Origin of the sequence: Dyella sp. 333MFSha (genome assembly GCF_900102405.1) — a bacterium.
GTDB classification, from domain to species: domain Bacteria; phylum Pseudomonadota; class Gammaproteobacteria; order Xanthomonadales; family Rhodanobacteraceae; genus Luteibacter; species Luteibacter mycovicinus.
Map to the genome: position 1 here is coordinate 846,850 of NZ_FNBR01000002.1, position 16,859 is coordinate 863,708.

Below are 16,859 nucleotides of genomic sequence, written 5' to 3' on the forward strand. Positions count from 1 at the left end.
AGCGACGCGCCCATCGTACTCCTACAACGAATTGGGAGCAGCACTCATGCGTATCTTTCTCACCGGCGCCACCGGCTTCATCGGCTCACGAATCGTGCCGGAACTGATCGCCGCCGGACACCACGTCCTCGGCATGACCCGTTCGGACTCCGGCGCGCGGGCGCTGCAGGCGGCGGGTGCCGACGTACACCGCGGCGAGCTGGAGGATCTGGAGAGCCTCCGCGCTGGCGCGGCGCAGGCGGACGCGGTCATTCACACGGCGTTTGACCACAACTTCGCGAACTTCGTCGCCAACTGCGAGAAGGATCAGCGGGCGATCCGCGCCCTCGGCTCCGCCCTGATCGGCTCGGACCGGCCGCTGCTGATTACGTCGGGTACGGGCATAGGCAGCCCCGGCCATGGCGAGCTGGCCCGCGAGGACGTGTTCAACGCGGCGCACCCGAACCCGCGCACGCTCACGGAGATCACCGGTAACGAACTGCTCGACAAAGGTGTCGCCGTGTCGGTGGTGAGGTTGCCGCAGGTACACGACCCGGTGAAGCAGGGCCTGATCACGCCGCTGCTGGACATCATTCGCGCCAAGGGCGTCTCCGCCTATGTCGGCGACGGACAAAACCGCTGGCCCGCGGCTCATGTGCTCGACGTGGCACGCCTGTACCGTCTGGCGATCGAACAATGCAAGCCGGGTACGCGCTACAACGCGGTGGCTGAAGAGGGCATCACGGCCCGCGCCATCGCCGAAGCGCTGGGCGAAGGCCTTGGTATCCCGGTGAAATCGATCGACGCGAGCGAATCCGCCGCCTACTTTGGCTGGATGAGCGCCTTCATGAGTATGGATCTTTCGGCGTCCAGCGCGTGGACGCGTCAAGCCCTGGGATGGAACCCGACGGGCCCGACGCTCCTCGAGGATCTCAGGCGGATGGATTACTCCGTCGCTGCCTGAGCAGGGTCAGAAGCGCAATCAGTGCTGGTTGCGCTTCTTCTCGTCCTTCGCCGCCTTCTTTTCCTTCATGGTCTTGGCGGGCTTCTTCTTGTCGCTCTTCTTTGAATCCAATCCCTTGCTCATGACGTTTCCCCGGTGATTGCCACGGCGGATCGCCGTCGCATGCACCGAGGTTACGCCGATTGCGTGGCGAGTTACACGCTGCCGAACAGGCCGCGCGCGTATTCGTACTCGGCCAGCATTTCCTCGAAGCTGAGCGCACGGTTCCACACCGCGGCATAGCGGGTCAGCACCGCGCCCTGCCCCGTCGCATCGCCGCCGTCCTTCCAGGCATTGATCAGCACCTTGCCGTTGAGCGGACGTGTCGCCAGTCCCGGATAGCGCTGCTCACGCAGGTTGTCCTCATACGCCGGGCAGAGGAAGCGCACGCTGCCACTCACCGCGTCGACCGAGACGATGGCGAAGCGCGGCTTGTAGCGCGTGTCGAGCGACTCGCTCGGGCCGCTGGTCACGGCCTTCTGGCTGCCCGTGAGGGCGAGACGGAAGCTGGTGAGCTCGGAGTTGGCGACACCGGTGTCGTACGAGTGCTGCAACGCCAGACCCGTCTGACGCGGACTGAAGCCCTGGAAGGTGCTGATCGCACGCCCCGCGTTGCTACCCGGGCCCACGGCATACGGGCTGCAGAAGATCGCCGCGAACGTGATGCTGGCGGTCTCGTCGATGTCGGTCTGGAAACCCTGCGTACCGTTCGCTGACTGCGTACCCGACGCAGTGAAGCTCGGCCGCCCGATCAGCGCGAGCGCGGCGCGACCGCTACCCGACTGATCGACAACGTCGCTGCGCGCATTGCCGTTGAAATGCCACTCACCGGTCGGCTGCACACGATTGACCCAGCTGAGCGCCACATCGGCGACCAGTGCGTAGTTATGCATCGGACGCGTCTTGCCCGTGCTGGCGATGTACAGATCGGTGTCGCCGGCGCTGTCACGGATGTTGGTACGCGGGCCGCCTTTACGTCCGGCGATCGACGCGGGCTCGGACGGGTCGCCCCAGCCGAGGGAAATCTTGGCGGCGGTATCGGGAAGATCCGCTTTGAGCGTCACCTGCAGGGTGTCGCGGGAGATGACCTTCACCGCGGCGATCAGATTGTTGTCGGTGGGGCTGGCCGGCACGATCTTGTTGTTCGCATCGCGGACGTCCAGACCGTAGTTGCGCGTCGCCGCCACCCAGCTCGTATCCAGGGTGAGCACGCCGGCCGGCACGTTGAAGGCCAGGTTGATCGTACGCGCGTTGACCTTGACCGCCGCCGCGACATCGAGCGCGGGGTTGCGTAACGCGACGCCCGCCGAACGGTCCTGGATCAGCTGGTAGAGCGCACGGGCGAAGTAGCGCCCCTGCCATCGATGGCTCTCGTTGGTCAGGTGCAACATCGGCTGATCCGCCGCCGCCTCGTCCGCGTAGTCGAACATGTATTGCGGGTTGACCATGCGCAGGTAAGGACTGGCCAGGCAGGCGTCGCGCTGCGCGAGCGCGATGAACGGATTGCAGAATGCGGGGCTGGTGGCGCCGTAGCTGTTGTGGCTGGTCACCTGGCCGATCAGCCACAGCGGACGCCAGCTCTGCTCGGGCAGGTTGACCTGGCAGAGCTTGAGCCAGTGCGCGCGTTCGAGTGCGGTGAGTTTGGTTTTGTAGCTGGCACGGGTTTCCGAAAGGCCCGTGGAGTCGGCCTCGCCCTGCTGCCACGTAGTGGCCAGCCAGCCGATATTGCTGCCGTCCTTCTGGCCTTCGGCACGCATCAGCCCGAGCATCGCTTTCAGACGCAGCGCACTGTTGTCCCAGCCCTGGTAGCCACCGAGATTGCTGTCGTCGAGGAAGCTGGCGAAGTAACCGATCGGACGGCCACCTTCCGCGCTGGTAAACGCGCTGTAGCGGCTGTACTGCGACGCGGCCGGTACGCCGGTGAGCGCGGCGGTGTATTCCACCAGCCCGTCCGCGCAGGCGTTGGTACCGACTTCACCGCCGGTGCCGTGACCGCCGTCGTATTCCACGAGAGGTACGAGACCCGTCATGGCGGTCGCGTCGGTACCGGGACGCACGCCACCGTTGAACGTCACGTTCGCATAGATCTGCTGCAGCGTGAGCGCGGGGCGGCCACCGGTGCCGACCGCGTTCGACTGGCCGTGGAACATGATCAGCTCGCGCCGCGAACGGATGATGGTTTCCGCCGCGGCGATGGCATTGGCTTCGGGAAACATGCTGCCCGTGATGAGCGTGCCTGCCTTGGCGGGTGAGCTGAACAGCCACGACAGGCCGACCGTACCGGTCATGCTGGCCAGACCCAGGCCGCCGGCGGCCGTGGCGCTGTTCCGCAGGAACTGACGACGGGCGCTGTCGGGCTCGGTGGCACGGGCCGCGCTCACGTCACTACGCCAGGGCCGCAGGTCGAGGCTGCCATCGGCGCGACGCAGGTTCAGGGAGACACGCTTGAAGATCCAGGGTTGTTTCATCGTGACGACTCGGATAACGCCGGGGTGAAACACCCTGGGCGACGGAAGGGGAGGAGGATGGCGTGCAAGCCCGGCAAGCCAGCCGTCAAAAAGTCGACGACTGACGTTTTTATGACCCGCAATCACGATGTATCACGCGCGTCGGCCGGCGTGTCTCTTCGTATTCGGCAAGAAGGCCATCCAGACGTCCTTTTGTGAGCCACGCCGCACTCTGTCCTCATGACTCGTAAGCCGCGTGACAGCGGCGTTACGGCCGCTCGTGGCCCTCGGCCGCGTCAGTCCCGTGCGTCGCTGAGACGCACGCAAGCCCGGCGCCGTACGAAACGATCGGCGAAACATCGCCGTCGCATGTGAATGGGCACCCCATACTTGTGGCCAGCGACCTTCCACCACCCTCAGGCTTTGCGTTTCCTTAAAGTACGCGCGCCGGACGCCCGGATGCGAAGGGACGAGAAGGGGGAACAGGGATGCGCAGGAACGCGCAGGGAGGCGACAGGGACGCAGCGGATGCAGGCACGCGCGCAAGGAGGCGCAGGGATGCGCGACGCGCGCAGGGATACGCCGGGATGCTATTCCGATCCCGGCGGATGCCCGAACCGCGCCTTGAAGGCGTTGGCAAAATTGGCCGGGTTGGAATAGCCGACCCGGTAGGCGATCTGGCTCACCTGCCATTTGCCCTGCCGCAACATCTGCCGCGCGACTTCGAGACGTCGGTCTCTTACGTGCTGCAGCATCGAGCAACCGAACTCCCGCCGGAAGATACGCCGGAGCGTCGTTTCGCCGACGCCGAGGTCACGGGCGAGTTCGTCGACAGCGGGCGGACGGGCGAGGTTGTCGTCCAGTAAGCGCCGGGCTTCATGGGCGAGGTCGCGATGGGCCCTCAGCGTGCGCGTCGCCCCCTGACGCGAGGCGCCCAGCTGCACGGCCAGCTCGACGAGAATGCCGAGACTGAGGCTCTCCCTGTGCAGCCGCTGCAACGCGCCGGTATAGGGCGAGTGGTAGAGGCGCTCGAACAGTGAAGCGATGGCCTTGCTGTCGCGTACCCGCTCGAAGCGAAGATGATGTTTCTGCAACGCCAGCAGCGGCGCCAGCGTGCGGTCGCCCTCCTCGATCTGGTCGCGCAGGAAGGCGCCCGAGATACGCAGGCCACCCAGTCGCACGTGGCTGCCGCCAGGCAGTGTGTCCACGACCTCCGCCGGCTCGCTGAGGCTGAGTAAGGACAGCGCCTCCGGCGTGTACTGGTCGAACATCTCGCGATCGACGCGGTGACGCCAGCGTCCGGCCATGACCTGCACGATGGAGATGCTGTCCGGCAGGACCTTGTCGATGCGCAGCGGGTCGATGAAGTGCAGGTCGCAGTCGAAATACTGCATGGATGGCCGCACCAGCGTCGCACGGTAGTGTCCGATGGCGCGCCCGGCCACGGCACGCGCCTCGATGAGATTGGCGCGATCCAGCGACTCCGGCGCGTCGAAGCTGACTTCCGTGTCGCGGTAAGGCGTCCACACGGCCACCGGGCTTACCCTGCCTGCGCCGCCGGCGTAACCGCAACGCCGCCGCGGGGCCGAAGCGCCAGCCGGACAAGGTAGACCACGATCAGGACATTGGCGACGAGAATCGCAACCTTCAGCCAGCCGAAGCGAACGATGCACTCGTAGATCTCCACCGGTACGAGCGAACCGGTGGCGATCACCGTGAACCACTCGGCCCAGTGCTTGCGCATCCACAGGCCGATGCCTTCGGTGGCGAAAATGGCGGCATAGATCAGCGCGACGATGCCGACGGCCTCGACCTTGGCCGGCCCCATCTGCTGGAGCAGATGCACCAGGCTCCAGCGCAGGTCATTGCTGTCGGTGAGCTGAAGATGCTCAAGCCACTGCACCAGCCGCCTGAAACTGTCTTCGCGGTCCAGATGGAACGCGGCGCTGGCGATGAGGATCAGGCCGACCGTCTTGACCGCCTTGTAGACGGCGATGATGCGCAGGCCGGCAGGGTGCTTGGTGTCGGAAGTCATCGGCGAACTATAGAGCGCCGTGGCGACGAAATAATGAATCCGCCTCGACTATTTGCGAGGTTTCTTCCGGGCGCGCTTGCCGATGGTGGCCGGCTGGAGCGAGCCCGCGGGGCCCGCCACACCGTCGCCGACGCGCTCCATCCACGACAGGTCGTCGACATAGGCGAGGAAGTGCTGGAGGTAACCGGGCGACGACTCGCGCATCAGCGCGATGGCGCGATGGACCAGTGCCGAGGAGTTGAGCGGCCCGGCGTTTTCCGGGACGGGAGCCATGGACTGGCGCAGCTGGCTCTCGGTGCGAACCCGGGACCATATACGGCGAAAGGCGTCGAGGGAAGGCAGCTCGGGGTAAGCCGCGCGTTCAGTGGGCGGCTCGCGATCGCCGGCGGCCAGAGCGTCGACCAGCTCGCCAAGCGGGCCGCGGACGGCCGTCGGCCCGACACCGGGCCGGTCGCCCTCGACGCGCCCGACGTCCGCCGCACGCAACAGCGCGAGCCGCCGGTCGAGGATCTGGCGCAACTCGTCTTCCTGTCCGGCGGCTCGCCGCTCCATCGCCTCGATGAGGTGGCGGCGTAGGGTGCGGGTCGACGAAGCGCTCACGGGGTCGCCGCTGCCGGAGCCGACGGCCTGGACATCGGTGCGATCTCGACGCGGCGATTCTTCGCCCTGCCCTCGTCGCTGGAGTTGGCGCTGACCGGCTGCTCCGAGCCGAACGCCGCGGCGAAGACCGACGAGGGCGGCACGCCATCCGCGATCAGGGCGCGCGTCACGGTCAGCGAGCGCTGGGCGGAAAGCTCCCAGTTATCGGCGAAATGCCGGTTGCCGTCGCGGACCGGCTGATCGTCGGTGAAACCGCTCACCATCAGCACCTCGTCGCGGGTCTTGAGATAGCCGGTGAGTGGCCCGGCAAGGCTCTTCAGCACCTCGAGACCTTCCGGTTGCAGCTGATCGGAATTGAGAGCGAAGAGCACGCTGCCGCGGATGCCGATGCGCCCGTCCACCAGCGTCACACGTCCGGCCGCGAGCGGCGCGGCCAGCGCCTGCTCGAGGGTGACACGGCGTTGTTCTTCGGCCTGCTTCTGCTTCACCGCTTCGTCCAGCTTGCTGGTGAGCTGCAGCTGCATGCCGATCACACCGACGAGGATCAGCACGAAGGCGCCGAGCAGGACCGACATCAGGTCGCCGAACGCGGCCCAGATCGGTGTACCGGCTTCGCCTTCGAGCTCGAAGTCGTCGCTCATGCGTTGCCCGCTCCGCTGGACAGACGCTGGCTCGCGACATGCTGCATCTCTTCGATGATCTGCTTCTGCGACAGCACGCTGAGGTCGACCACTTCCCGTGCCTGCGCCACGTAATAGGCCAGCTGCTCGTCACTGCGCGCAAGCGACGTATCGAGGGCGCCGGCGATGAGTTGCAGGCGCTCCATCAGCGCTTCGTTGGACTGACCGAACAGCTGCACGGCGGCACCGAATGCCTCACCCAGGCTTGCCACCTCGATGGCGCTGCCGGTGAGCTGTGCCGCGACGCTGCCGAGTTTGCCGGTCTCCGCCTCCACGTGGTCGCTGAAGCGCGTACTGACGCGTTCGAGCAGATCGGCGGATGTGGTGACTAGTGCGTCGACGGCGGTGCGCTGCTCGGTGGACGCATGATTGACAGCGTCGAGCAGGGTTTCGAGCGTCGCCAGGAGACGGCTGCGTTCTTCGAGCATGGACGTGTCGCGGACCATACTGTCGGAAAGTTTCTGACGCAGTTCGGCGACGACCTCGGCGGCGACGCGCGGCGCTTCCGATGCGGCGTCGACCAGGCGCGAAATCTCCGCGATGGTTTCGCCCGCATGCGCCTGGGTGCGTGCCGAGACATCCGTCGCCGTGCGCTCCAGCGTGTCGCAGATCGCCTGCTCGCGGGCGGCGGCCTGCTCGGCCGTCTTTACCCACTGCGCACTCAGCGATTCGGTCATGGCGGCGAGCGACGCGGTCCAGGCGGCGAGACGTTCCTCGTCACGCGCGGCGAGGGTCGACTGCAGATCGGCGTGCGACTGAGCGACCGTGCGCACGAGCGACCCGGCCTGGTCGTCGAAGGTGGTCGCCGCGGAGGCGAGCGCGTCCTGATGGCGTGTGACCAGTGCTTCGTTGGTCGCCTCCTGTCGCGACAGGGCGTCTTGCCATGCGGCCGATGTTGCCGATGCCGATGCATCGAGACGGGTCGCGACGGCATCGACCAGATCGGACGAGCGCTTGCCGAAACCGTCGACGAAACCGTCGAGTGAGGCGCGCAGATCCGCCGCCATCGCGTCGTTGGACGCCTGCTGCCGGACCAGTGCGTCGTTCCACAGGGCGGCCACATTCGACGTACTCAGCTGGAAGGCCGCCGACAGGCCTTCCAGCTGCTGCTGCACCGCACGGGTCACCGTGTCGTGCAAGGCGGCGGTCTCCCGGGCAAGGCCGGCCATCGTCGACTCCATGACCGGCTGGAAGGCCGCGCTCGCGGCGCGCGCGCTCTCGGTGACACTGTCCTTCAGCGACTGCTCGACGGAACCGGCGAGGCGCGTGTAGATCGTCGCGGTGGCGGCGTGGAAGGCTTCCTGGCTGGCGAGCTGACGCTCGCTCGCGGCCACATTGTGCGTTTCCATGGCGGTCATCATCGCCTGCAGGCGATCCATCAACGCCGGCATGGCTTCCGTCTGCTGCTGGAGCAGCCGGAACGACTCGTCGCGCTGATGCGCCCGCGAAAAGCTGCGCAGTGTCGTGGCGGCTTTCGCATCCAGAGCCTGTACGGCGTGCAGGCGCTCGCGGCGTACCAGCGCCGAGAGCAGGCCGAGCATCGCCGACGTCGCGACACCGGCGATCGACGTTCCGAACGCGAAGCCCAGGCCCTTCACGGGTGCGGCGAGCGAGCCGCGGATGGCCTGCAGGTCGGTCGCGCTTTCCAGCGCCAGCCCCGTGCCGCGCAACGTCGCCATCATGCCGAGCAGCGTGCCCAGCATGCCGAGCAGCACCAGCAGACCCACGAGATACGGCGTGAGCGCCGGTGTCGGCAGCGCCACGCGCTCGCCTTCGACACGCAGGCGCACGGCGTTGCGCAGGCTCGGATGCAGGCGATCCAGCCAGCCGGCCAGACCGGACGGGGCCACCTCGAGTTCGCCCACGGCCTGACGCAGCGTGATGGTCGCCTGATGGTATCGATACAACTCGAGAGCGCCGGCGAGGTAACACGCGGCGATCAGCAGCGCGACCGCCGCGCCAAGCGGGTTGGAGCCCACGTAGCCCGCACCGATCCAGATGACGGCCACGAGGCCCACGAGGAACACGGCGAGATGAAGAAAGTTTCTGAACATGATTTCTCAGTTATCGGGTACGGAGCGCGGCGAGCAGCGCCTCGACCGGTTGGAAACGAACATCGAGTTCGGCCAGCAGCACGGCCTGCATGTCCTTGCGGAAGGCATCCAGCCATGCGCCGGCATCGTCGGGGCGGGCCGCCTGGCGCAGCCGGTCGAAATGATGGGCGAGCAGGGCGGGCACGTTGCCCATCAGCGACTGCTCGCGACCGCTCAGCGCGAGTTCCATGACGGCGTCGACTTCCGCGAGGCGGGCCATCTCATCCGATGAGGCCGCCAGAATGTCCCGCAAACGCCCACGCAGGTGCCCGGTGTGCGACTGCATGGACCGCTGGAGCGTGGTATAGCGCTGGCGAAGCGGCGCGAAGTCGGGCGTCGTGCCCGCGACGATACCCCGGGCGACGAGCTCACGGGCTCCGGTGATGGCCTGGACCAGCGTTTGCCTGACCCGGGCGCACTCGGCCGCTTCGTCGTCGACGGGGTGAGACACCTCGGCGGCGATCGCTTCCACCTTCCCGTCCAGCGCCGCCGACAAGGCAAGCGCATGGGTCCAGTCGAGCCACTGGCTCAACCGGTCCGGCAACGCGGCGTTCGGTCGACCCGTATCAACGTCGGTGAGACGCGACAGCAGGCGGATGAACGTGGGTCCACGGACGCTGGTCCGCTGGTGTGCTTGCACGGGTTCTGCTGGCGAAAAAACGCCCATTTTACACGTGAATGGCAATGCCCCGTATCGATCGACAGGCCAGATCGGCGCTAAGCAAGCCGCCACCCGGTTTGCGCGTCCGTCGGCCTCTGGCCACGGGAGCCCTGCGTTACTATCGGCGGTCTTCCAGTCAGGGGATGTGGCCAATGGGTATCTTTCGCCGAATCGCAGGTGTCGCTGGCTCGCTTTGTCTCTTCTGGGCGGCACTGGATGCGACGGCGGCGGATACGACGGCACCGTGGTGGAAAAACGCGCTCGTCTATGAGATCTACCCCCGCAGCTTCGGTGACAGCAACGGCGACGGTGTCGGCGACCTCAACGGAATCAATGCCCATCTGGATGACCTGAAGAAGCTCGGGGTGGACGCGATCTGGATCGCGCCCATGTACCCGTCGCCGCAGGCGGATTTCGGCTACGACATCTCCGACTACCAGGCCATCGACCCGCAATACGGCACGATGGCGGACTTCGATCGCCTGCAACAGGCCGCGAAGCAACGCCACATCCATGTGATCCTCGACATGGTGATGAACCACACGTCCGATCACCACGCGTGGTTCGTCGAATCCGCCAGTTCACGTAATAACCCGAAGTCGGACTGGTACGTCTGGAACGACGGCATCCCTGCCGACACCGCGCACCTCTCCGCCGTGCAGCGGCGCAACATCCATGACGGCAAGGCGCCGCCCAACAACTGGGAGTCGATGTTCGGCGGCTCAGCATGGCAGTGGGTGCCGGCGCGCCAGCAGTTCTATTACCACCGCTTCTACATCCAGCAGCCGGATCTCAACTGGCGCAATCCCGACGTGGAGAAAGCCATGTTCGGCGCGATACGCTTCTGGCTGGATCGCGGCGTGGACGGCTTCCGGCTCGATGCCATCTCCGTGCTGTTCGAGGACACGAAGTTACGGAACGATCCCGAACGTCCTGGTACGAATGCGCAGGGCGAGCCGAACCTCAACTACCTCTACAGCGACAAACTGCCCGAGGTCCATGGCGTGATGAGACGCCTGCGTGCACTGGTCGACAGCTATCCGGGTCAACGCGTGCTGATCGGCGAAACCTACGAGCCCAACATCAAGCTACTGGACGAGTGGTATGGCACGAAGGAAGCGCCGCAACTGCAGTTGCCGATGAACCTGCAGCTGGGCTTCGGCTGGCAGGCAAGCTTCGACGCCACATGGTTCCGGAAGCGCCTTCAGGAGTCCCAACAGGTTCACGGGCAACCGTTGCTCGTTGTCGACAACCACGACAATCCACGTTCGATCGATCGGTTTGGCGATGGTACCCATGACGTGGAGCGCGCGAAGGTCGTCGCGTCGGCACTGCTGACGTCCCGCGCTGTCGCCCTCACCTATTACGGCGCTCCCATCGGCATGACCACCGCGACGCCCACGCGGGTCGAAGACGTGCGCGATCCGGTCGGCGTCACCGGCTGGCCGAAAGACAAGGGGCGTGACGGTGAGCGCACGCCGATGCAGTGGACGTCTGGCGCACAGGCCGGCTTCTCGACGAGTCCCAAAACGTGGCTCCCCGTGAATCCCAACCACGCAACGGTCAACGTCGAGGATGAGTGGAACCAACCCGAGTCGTTGCTCAACTGGCATCGTCAGCTGATCGCGCTTCGACGGGACAACCCGGCATTGCGCGATGGCGCGATGACCTTCCTCGATAACGACAATCCGAACGTCCTCGTCTATCGACGCGAGGGAGCGCGTCCGGTGCTGGTGATACTCAACTTCAGTGGGTCGGCACAACCCGTGCCGAAGCGGCTGATGCAGGGCAAGGTCAGGACGCTCGCGGCAAGTGAGGTTTCCCTGCGTGGGCTGGAAACGCTGGACGGGGCGTCACTTCCCGCTTACTCGGCCTGGATTGTCACACCGGATTGATCATCTCGGTTCGGCAAACGACATAAAGCGTGCCGGCTTCATCGCCTGCTGTTCCGACGGCGAAGCCCGTTCCTTCGAGGGCATCGGCAACCCAGCCGGGCACGCTTTTTCCCCATTCAACCCGATCGAATGTATGCGGGTAGTTGGCCTTGTCCGGACTCGGCGAATGCAACCAGACCGCATTGTTCGATGGGTCGTCACAGAGGGTGGCAAAGACCTGAATCGGTTGAGTACGGGTCTTCGCGAGCGTATCGAACGCACGGAGCCAACTCACCGTAGTCGAGGCCGCGAGATCCTGATTCTCCGGATGGTGGCGCCGCGATCGCAAACCTGCCGGGTGGGCATGCCAGTAGTCGAACCAGCCGTGGATGTCGATAGAGTCCATGTGCCGCCTGACACGCTTCTCCTGACGCTGCCAGAACCTCTCGATCTTCTTTCTATATCGATGATCCATATCGGCAATCCTTTTGATGGGTCATGGGGCGAGATTGTAGATTAGACCGGGGCGGAGTCGCCCCCGGCCTGGGGACGGCGGAGGAAAATGAAATGACGAACGAAGTCATCAGCGCGATTGTGGTCGGATGGCTGCTCCTTTTCCTGATCACGCGAAAACGCGCACGTCGACGGCCATTCGCCGCGCAAACCTTTACCTGCCATCGGTGCGGCGCGATCACCCCGCACAATGCAAGAACCATCGGCGCGCTGCGAGATGGGAAATCGCGATTCTTTTGCCGCCCCTGCCATCTCAAATGGCTTAAGACGCAGCCCCCGGGCATCGGCAAGCGGCGGCCGCTTTCGAGCCGCCGTAGCGAATCGCAGGGCGGTTGCCTGGGATTAGTCGCGCTGCTGGTCTCCGTGCCCTTGCTGGGACTAGCAGCGTGGACGTGGCTCTAGCAGATACAAGACCGCTGATCATGACCGGCTAAGCTTGAGCATGGGCCACCTGCCATGCGGACGATGCCATGACCGACTCACCTATCCTTCTCGCCTGCCCCCACTGTGGAACGATGAACCGCGTGGCACGGGAGCGCCTCGGCGCCGCGCCGAACTGCGGCCATTGTCACCAGGCGTTGTTTACCGGCAAGCCCGCGGTTCTGACCACGTCAACGTTCGACAAGCACGTGCAGCGCAGTGAACTGCCCTTGCTGGTCGACTTCTGGGCTACCTGGTGTGGGCCCTGCCTGTCGATGGCGCCGCATTTCGAATCGGCGGCAAAAACGCTGGAGCCGAGGTTTCGTCTGGCCAAGGTGGATTCGGACGCGAATCCGGACCTCAGTGCGCGCTACGGGATCCGGAGCATCCCGACGATGATTCTGTTTGCCGGCGGGCGCGAGGTGGCGCGGCAGTCGGGAGCTGTGGGTAGCGCGCAAATCGTGGCATGGGCGGAGGCGAAGTTGTCTGGAACGTAAGTAGTTATTAAAGCTTAGGCGCTTAAAGTTTAATAAGGGTTTGCCTTATTAAACTTTGAGGGCGCTATACGCTGCGACGGATGGGGGTCGGCTTCTCCGCTTTGCTGGCTTTTCGCCAGCAGAGCTGGCTCCTGCAAACAGCGTCGCCCCAGCGACTTTCGAGAGGGCGAGGTGGGTCAGAGCTCGGCCGATTCTTTCCAGAGGTCCGTGCCGCCGTCGCTGGCGTAGCGATCGATTTCCGTCAGTTCGGCGGCGGTGAAATCGAGGTGCTTTACGGCGTCCAGCGAGTTGTCGAGCTGTTCGACCGTGCGGGCCCCGATCAGCGAGGAAGTGACGCGCGGGTCGCGCAGGGTCCAGGCAATGGCCATCTGGGCCAGGGTCTGGGCACGGCTTTCGGCGATGGCGTTCAGAGCGCGGATGCGCTCGAGGTTTTGCTCGCTGAGCTGTTCCTTGCCGAGTGAACCTTCGCGCGTAATGCGTGCGTCCGCAGGGATGCCCTTGAGGTACTTCGATGTCAGTAGCCCCTGCGCGAGCGGTGAGAACGCGATGCAGCCGGTGCCCAGGTCTTCCAGGGTGTCGAGCAGGCCGTCTTCGATCCAGCGGTTGAACATCGAATAGTTGGGCTGATGGATGAAGAGCGGCACGCGCTCTTCGGCGAGGATGGCCGCGGCCTTGCGCGTGAGTTCCGGCGAGTAGCTGGAAATACCGATGTACAACGCCTTGCCCTGACGATGCAGATGCGCGAGCGCGCCCATGGTCTCTTCCAGCGGCGTGGTTGGGTCGACACGGTGCGAGTAGAAGATGTCGACGTAGTCCAGGCCCATGCGCTTGAGCGACTGGTCGCAGCTGGCGATGAGGTACTTGCGGCTACCGCCGATGCCGCCGTACGGGCCCGGCCACATGTCCCACCCGGCTTTGGACGAGATGATCAGCTCGTCGCGGTACGGCGCGAAGTCGCTCGCCATCACGCGGCCGAAGTTCTCCTCCGCCGAGCCATACGGGGGGCCGTAGTTGTTCGCGAGGTCGAAGTGCGTGACGCCGCGGTCGAAGGCGCGGCGCAGGATGGCCCGGCCGGTTTCGAAGACGTCCGCTCCGCCGAAGTTCTGCCAGAGGCCAAGCGAGATCGCCGGCAGGTCGATACCGCTGCGTCCGCAGCGGCGATAGGGCATGAGGTTGTCGTAGCGGTTGGCGGCTGCCTGGTAGGACACGGTGGGGCTCCGGTTCGTACTCGAAAGCCCCGATGGTAAGCGATGGCTGTGTGAACAGCTTGACGGTTCATGCGCGCGCCTGCTCAAGGTTTCTTCGCCCGGGGTCGCGAATCCTTTATTCTGCTGAGCTGTTCCGGGAGCCGGGCCCAGGTGTCAAGCACAGGCGAAACAACGCGGATGCCGCGCACGGCTACTTTCGCCTCGGCCGTCCGGCTGTGGTCGGGCATGCTGCTCGCCTCGGTGCTGGTGCTGGCCGCCTCACTCCTCCTGGGCGGGACCGACTCGACCATCGCCGCGTCGTGGCGGGCACTCTTCAGCGCCGCCGATACACCGATGCACGCGATCGTCTGGGAGTTGCGCGTGCCGCGCAGCGTCGCGGCGTACGGCGTCGGCGGGCTGCTCGCGCTGTCCGGCTGCCTGATGCAGATTCTGGTGCGGAACCCGCTGGCCGACCCCTATACCCTAGGGCTGTCCGGTGGCGCCGCGGTGGGCGCCCTGGGCGCCATGCTTGCCGGCGCGGGTGCGTTGGCGGTCGCCGCCGGTGCGGCCGGCGGTGCGTTGTTCGCCTGCGTCGCGGTGTTCGTCCTCGCTCACCGGGATCTGCTGTCGCGCCAGCGCGCCGCGCATCGCGACGATTCCACCGACCTCATCCTGATCGGCGTCATGCTCGCCGCGGGGCTGGGAGCCATCGTCAGCATGATGCTGGTGCTGGCGCCGGACAAGAACCTGCGCGGCATGCTGTTCTGGATGATGGGCGATCTGAGCGGCGTGGCGAACTGGTCGCTGCCCGTGCTCGCCCTGCTCGCATGCGTGCTGCTGGTCGCGCCGCTGGGCCGTCAGCTGAACCTGCTGATGCGCGGCGAAGAGTCGGCCAGCGCGCTCGGCGTGCGGCCACCGGTCGTGAAAGCCGCGATCTTCGTCATCGCCTCGGTCGCCACCGCGATCGCCGTGACCACGGCCGGCACGGTCGGCTTCGTCGGACTGGTGGTCCCGCACGCGTTACGACGCCTGGTCGGCAACGATCAGCGCGTGCTGATTCCGGCGTGCGCGCTGGGTGGCGGCATCGTCGTCACGGTCGCGGATACGCTGGCCCGTGTGGTCGCGGACCCGATCCAGCTCCCCGTCGGCGCGGTGATGGCGGTGATCGGCGTGCCGACCTTCATGTTCCTGCTGGTGCACCGGCGATGACGACCCGCCTGACCACCGAATCCCTCAGTCTGACCGTGCGCGGAAGAGAACTGGTGCGCGCGCTCGACATGAGCGTGGTACCGGGCCAGGTGTGGTGCGTGCTGGGCCCCAACGGCGCGGGCAAGTCCACGCTGCTGCGTACACTGGCCGGCTTACGCGCTGCGGACGGTGGCCAGGTCCTGCTCGGCGGGCACGACATCGCCAACTACCGTCCGCTCGACCTCGCCCGACGCCGCGGCTTCCTTCCCCAGTCGGTGGTCGACGCGTTTTCGTTGTCGGTCCTGGATGCCGTGGTCTCCGCGACGCATCCCCGCCTGTCGTTCTGGGCGTGGGGCGACGAAGGGGACGACGCGGCGCGGCGGGCACTGGAAACCTTCGAGCTGGCCGAACTGGCCGGCCGCGACGTCACCACGCTGTCCGGTGGCGAACGCCAGCGCGTGAACATCGCCACGCTCTTCGCGCAGGATGTCGACCTGCTGCTGCTCGACGAACCGCTAACGTCGCTCGACCTGCACCACCAGATGAAGACGCTGCACGAGCTGATGCGCGTCGCCACGGACCACGGCAAGTCGGTGATCTACACCGTGCACGACATCAACCTGGCCTTCCAGCATGCGACGCATGCGGTGCTCATGGATGGCAAGGGCGGCGCTCTGGCCGGCCGAACGAACGACGTGATCACGAGCGGGCATCTCTCGGCCGCGTTCCGTCATCCCATCCACGGCGTCACGCTGGGCGACGAGCTGTTCTTCCGCGCCGAACGCCTCAACGGTGTCTCCCGATGATCCGTCCGCTCGCCCTGCTCGCCATGCTGATCGCACTCCCCGCCTCCCCCTCGGTGACGGTGACCGATGACGCAGGGCGCACGGTCACCCTGCCAGCACCGGCGAAGCGCATCGTCAGCCTCGCGCCGAGCATCACCGATGCGCTGTTCGCGGCCGGTGCGGGGCCTTACGTCGTCGGTACCACACGCTACAGCGACCATCCCGCCGACGCGAAGCACATCGCGATCATCGGCGACGCGACCATGCTCGACCTCGAGCGCATCGTGGGACTGAAGCCGGACGTGATCGTCGTGTGGCGAAGCGGCACGCCTGCCGCGCAGGTCGAAAAGCTGTCGCGCCTGGGCGTGCCCGTGTTCTACGCCGAGACCACGCGCCTGGCGGACGTGGCCGCGGCCACCCGACGCTTCGGCAGGCTGGCCGGTACCGAGGCGGTGGCCGACCGCGACGCCGCCGCGTTCGAGGCCGAACTGGGCAGGCTTCGTGCGGCTTACGCGGGCAAGCCGCGGCTCAAGGTTTTCTACCAGATCTGGGACCGGCCGCTGATGACGATCGGCCACGCCCAGATCATCGACGACGCGATCACGCTCTGCGGCGGCGCCAATGTCTTCGCCGACCTGACCCAGGCCGCGCCGATGGTCACGCGCGAGGCCGTCCTGGCGCGCGACCCTGACGTGATTCTCGGCGGCGGCGACGCCGGCGCATCGCTGGCGGAGTGGCGCAAGACCGGCTTCCTCGCCGCCGTGCGACACGGCAACGTCGTGCCCCTCGACGCGCCTACCCTGGCCCTGCCCTCGCCATCGATCCTGCCGGGCGTGGCCGAGTTGTGCCGGGTCATCGACGAAGCACGGAAACGGGCGGCTCACTGACGGTTCCAGC

At 66.1% G+C, this 16,859-nt stretch carries 16 protein-coding genes; 7 read left to right on the plus strand and 9 right to left on the minus strand.

The features are described from left to right. The first annotated feature begins 46 nt into the window (after positions 1-46). Positions 47-943: an SDR family oxidoreductase gene (locus BLT40_RS11160; protein ID WP_090353068.1), complete on the plus strand. Its 897-nt coding sequence runs from the start codon at positions 47-49 to the stop codon at positions 941-943. Between the two features lie 194 nt (positions 944-1,137). Here BLT40_RS11160 and BLT40_RS11170 read toward each other — a convergent pair whose 3' ends face one another. From BLT40_RS11170 to BLT40_RS11200, 7 genes are all read right to left on the minus strand, one after another. Next, positions 1,138-3,450 (minus strand): hypothetical protein, encoded by a 2,313-nt coding sequence (locus BLT40_RS11170; RefSeq protein ID WP_090353077.1) that lies wholly within the window; start codon positions 3,448-3,450, stop codon positions 1,138-1,140. 569 nt (positions 3,451-4,019) lie between these two features. Continuing rightward, a complete protein-coding gene (locus BLT40_RS11175) occupies positions 4,020-4,964 on the minus strand; it encodes a helix-turn-helix transcriptional regulator (protein ID WP_036109407.1) in 945 nt (314 codons plus the stop codon). 5 nt (positions 4,965-4,969) lie between these two features. After that, positions 4,970-5,464, minus strand: coding sequence for a DUF2127 domain-containing protein (locus BLT40_RS11180; RefSeq protein ID WP_090353081.1), 495 nt, complete (start codon positions 5,462-5,464; stop codon positions 4,970-4,972). Between the two features lie 48 nt (positions 5,465-5,512). Continuing rightward, positions 5,513-6,064, minus strand: coding sequence for a DUF2894 domain-containing protein (locus BLT40_RS11185; RefSeq protein WP_255363998.1), 552 nt, complete (start codon positions 6,062-6,064; stop codon positions 5,513-5,515). Beyond that, positions 6,061-6,705, minus strand: a complete 645-nt coding sequence (locus BLT40_RS11190) for an OmpA family protein (RefSeq protein WP_090353084.1) — start codon at positions 6,703-6,705, stop codon at positions 6,061-6,063. The genes BLT40_RS11185 and BLT40_RS11190 overlap by 4 nt, the downstream gene beginning before the upstream one ends. Then, positions 6,702-8,798, minus strand: coding sequence for a DUF802 domain-containing protein (locus BLT40_RS11195; protein ID WP_090353086.1), 2,097 nt, complete (start codon positions 8,796-8,798; stop codon positions 6,702-6,704). Before BLT40_RS11195 ends, BLT40_RS11190 begins: the two co-directional genes overlap by 4 nt. A 10-nt stretch (positions 8,799-8,808) precedes the next feature. Beyond that, positions 8,809-9,504 (minus strand): DUF3348 domain-containing protein, encoded by a 696-nt coding sequence (locus BLT40_RS11200; RefSeq protein ID WP_052191432.1) that lies wholly within the window; start codon positions 9,502-9,504, stop codon positions 8,809-8,811. A gap of 146 nt (positions 9,505-9,650) precedes the next feature. Here BLT40_RS11200 and BLT40_RS11205 point away from each other — a divergent pair, with 146 nt between their 5' ends. After that, positions 9,651-11,393 carry an alpha-glucosidase gene (locus BLT40_RS11205; RefSeq protein WP_090353088.1) on the plus strand — a complete coding sequence of 581 codons (1,743 nt, stop codon included), beginning with the start codon at positions 9,651-9,653 and terminating at the stop codon, positions 11,391-11,393. Here BLT40_RS11205 and BLT40_RS11210 read toward each other — a convergent pair. Beyond that, a complete protein-coding gene (locus tag BLT40_RS11210; protein WP_090353091.1) occupies positions 11,380-11,847 on the minus strand; it encodes a hypothetical protein in 468 nt (155 codons plus the stop codon). The two genes, BLT40_RS11205 and BLT40_RS11210, sit on opposite strands and share 14 nt — an antisense overlap. A gap of 92 nt (positions 11,848-11,939) precedes the next feature. On the opposite strand from BLT40_RS11210, the gene BLT40_RS20035 reads away from it, so the two are divergent. Then, positions 11,940-12,287: a hypothetical protein gene (locus tag BLT40_RS20035; RefSeq protein ID WP_143025875.1), complete on the plus strand. Its 348-nt coding sequence runs from the start codon at positions 11,940-11,942 to the stop codon at positions 12,285-12,287. 68 nt (positions 12,288-12,355) lie between these two features. Then, positions 12,356-12,802, plus strand: coding sequence for a thioredoxin TrxC (gene trxC, locus BLT40_RS11215; protein WP_090353093.1), 447 nt, complete (start codon positions 12,356-12,358; stop codon positions 12,800-12,802). 176 nt (positions 12,803-12,978) lie between these two features. Here trxC and mgrA read toward each other — a convergent pair whose 3' ends face one another. Continuing rightward, positions 12,979-14,010, minus strand: a complete 1,032-nt coding sequence (gene mgrA, locus BLT40_RS11220; protein ID WP_090353096.1) for an L-glyceraldehyde 3-phosphate reductase — start codon at positions 14,008-14,010, stop codon at positions 12,979-12,981. Positions 14,011-14,187: 177 nt separating this feature from the next. Between mgrA and BLT40_RS11225 the strand changes: the two genes are divergently transcribed. The 3 genes from BLT40_RS11225 to BLT40_RS11235 are packed head-to-tail and all read left to right on the plus strand — an operon-like array spanning position 14,188 to position 16,849. Then, positions 14,188-15,198 (plus strand): FecCD family ABC transporter permease, encoded by a 1,011-nt coding sequence (locus tag BLT40_RS11225; RefSeq protein ID WP_090353099.1) that lies wholly within the window; start codon positions 14,188-14,190, stop codon positions 15,196-15,198. Further along, positions 15,195-15,983, plus strand: coding sequence for an ABC transporter ATP-binding protein (locus tag BLT40_RS11230; RefSeq protein WP_090353102.1), 789 nt, complete (start codon positions 15,195-15,197; stop codon positions 15,981-15,983). The genes BLT40_RS11225 and BLT40_RS11230 overlap by 4 nt, the downstream gene beginning before the upstream one ends. Next, positions 15,980-16,849, plus strand: a complete 870-nt coding sequence (locus BLT40_RS11235; RefSeq protein ID WP_090353105.1) for a cobalamin-binding protein — start codon at positions 15,980-15,982, stop codon at positions 16,847-16,849. The genes BLT40_RS11230 and BLT40_RS11235 overlap by 4 nt, the downstream gene beginning before the upstream one ends. Positions 16,850-16,859: the final 10 nt, after the last annotated feature.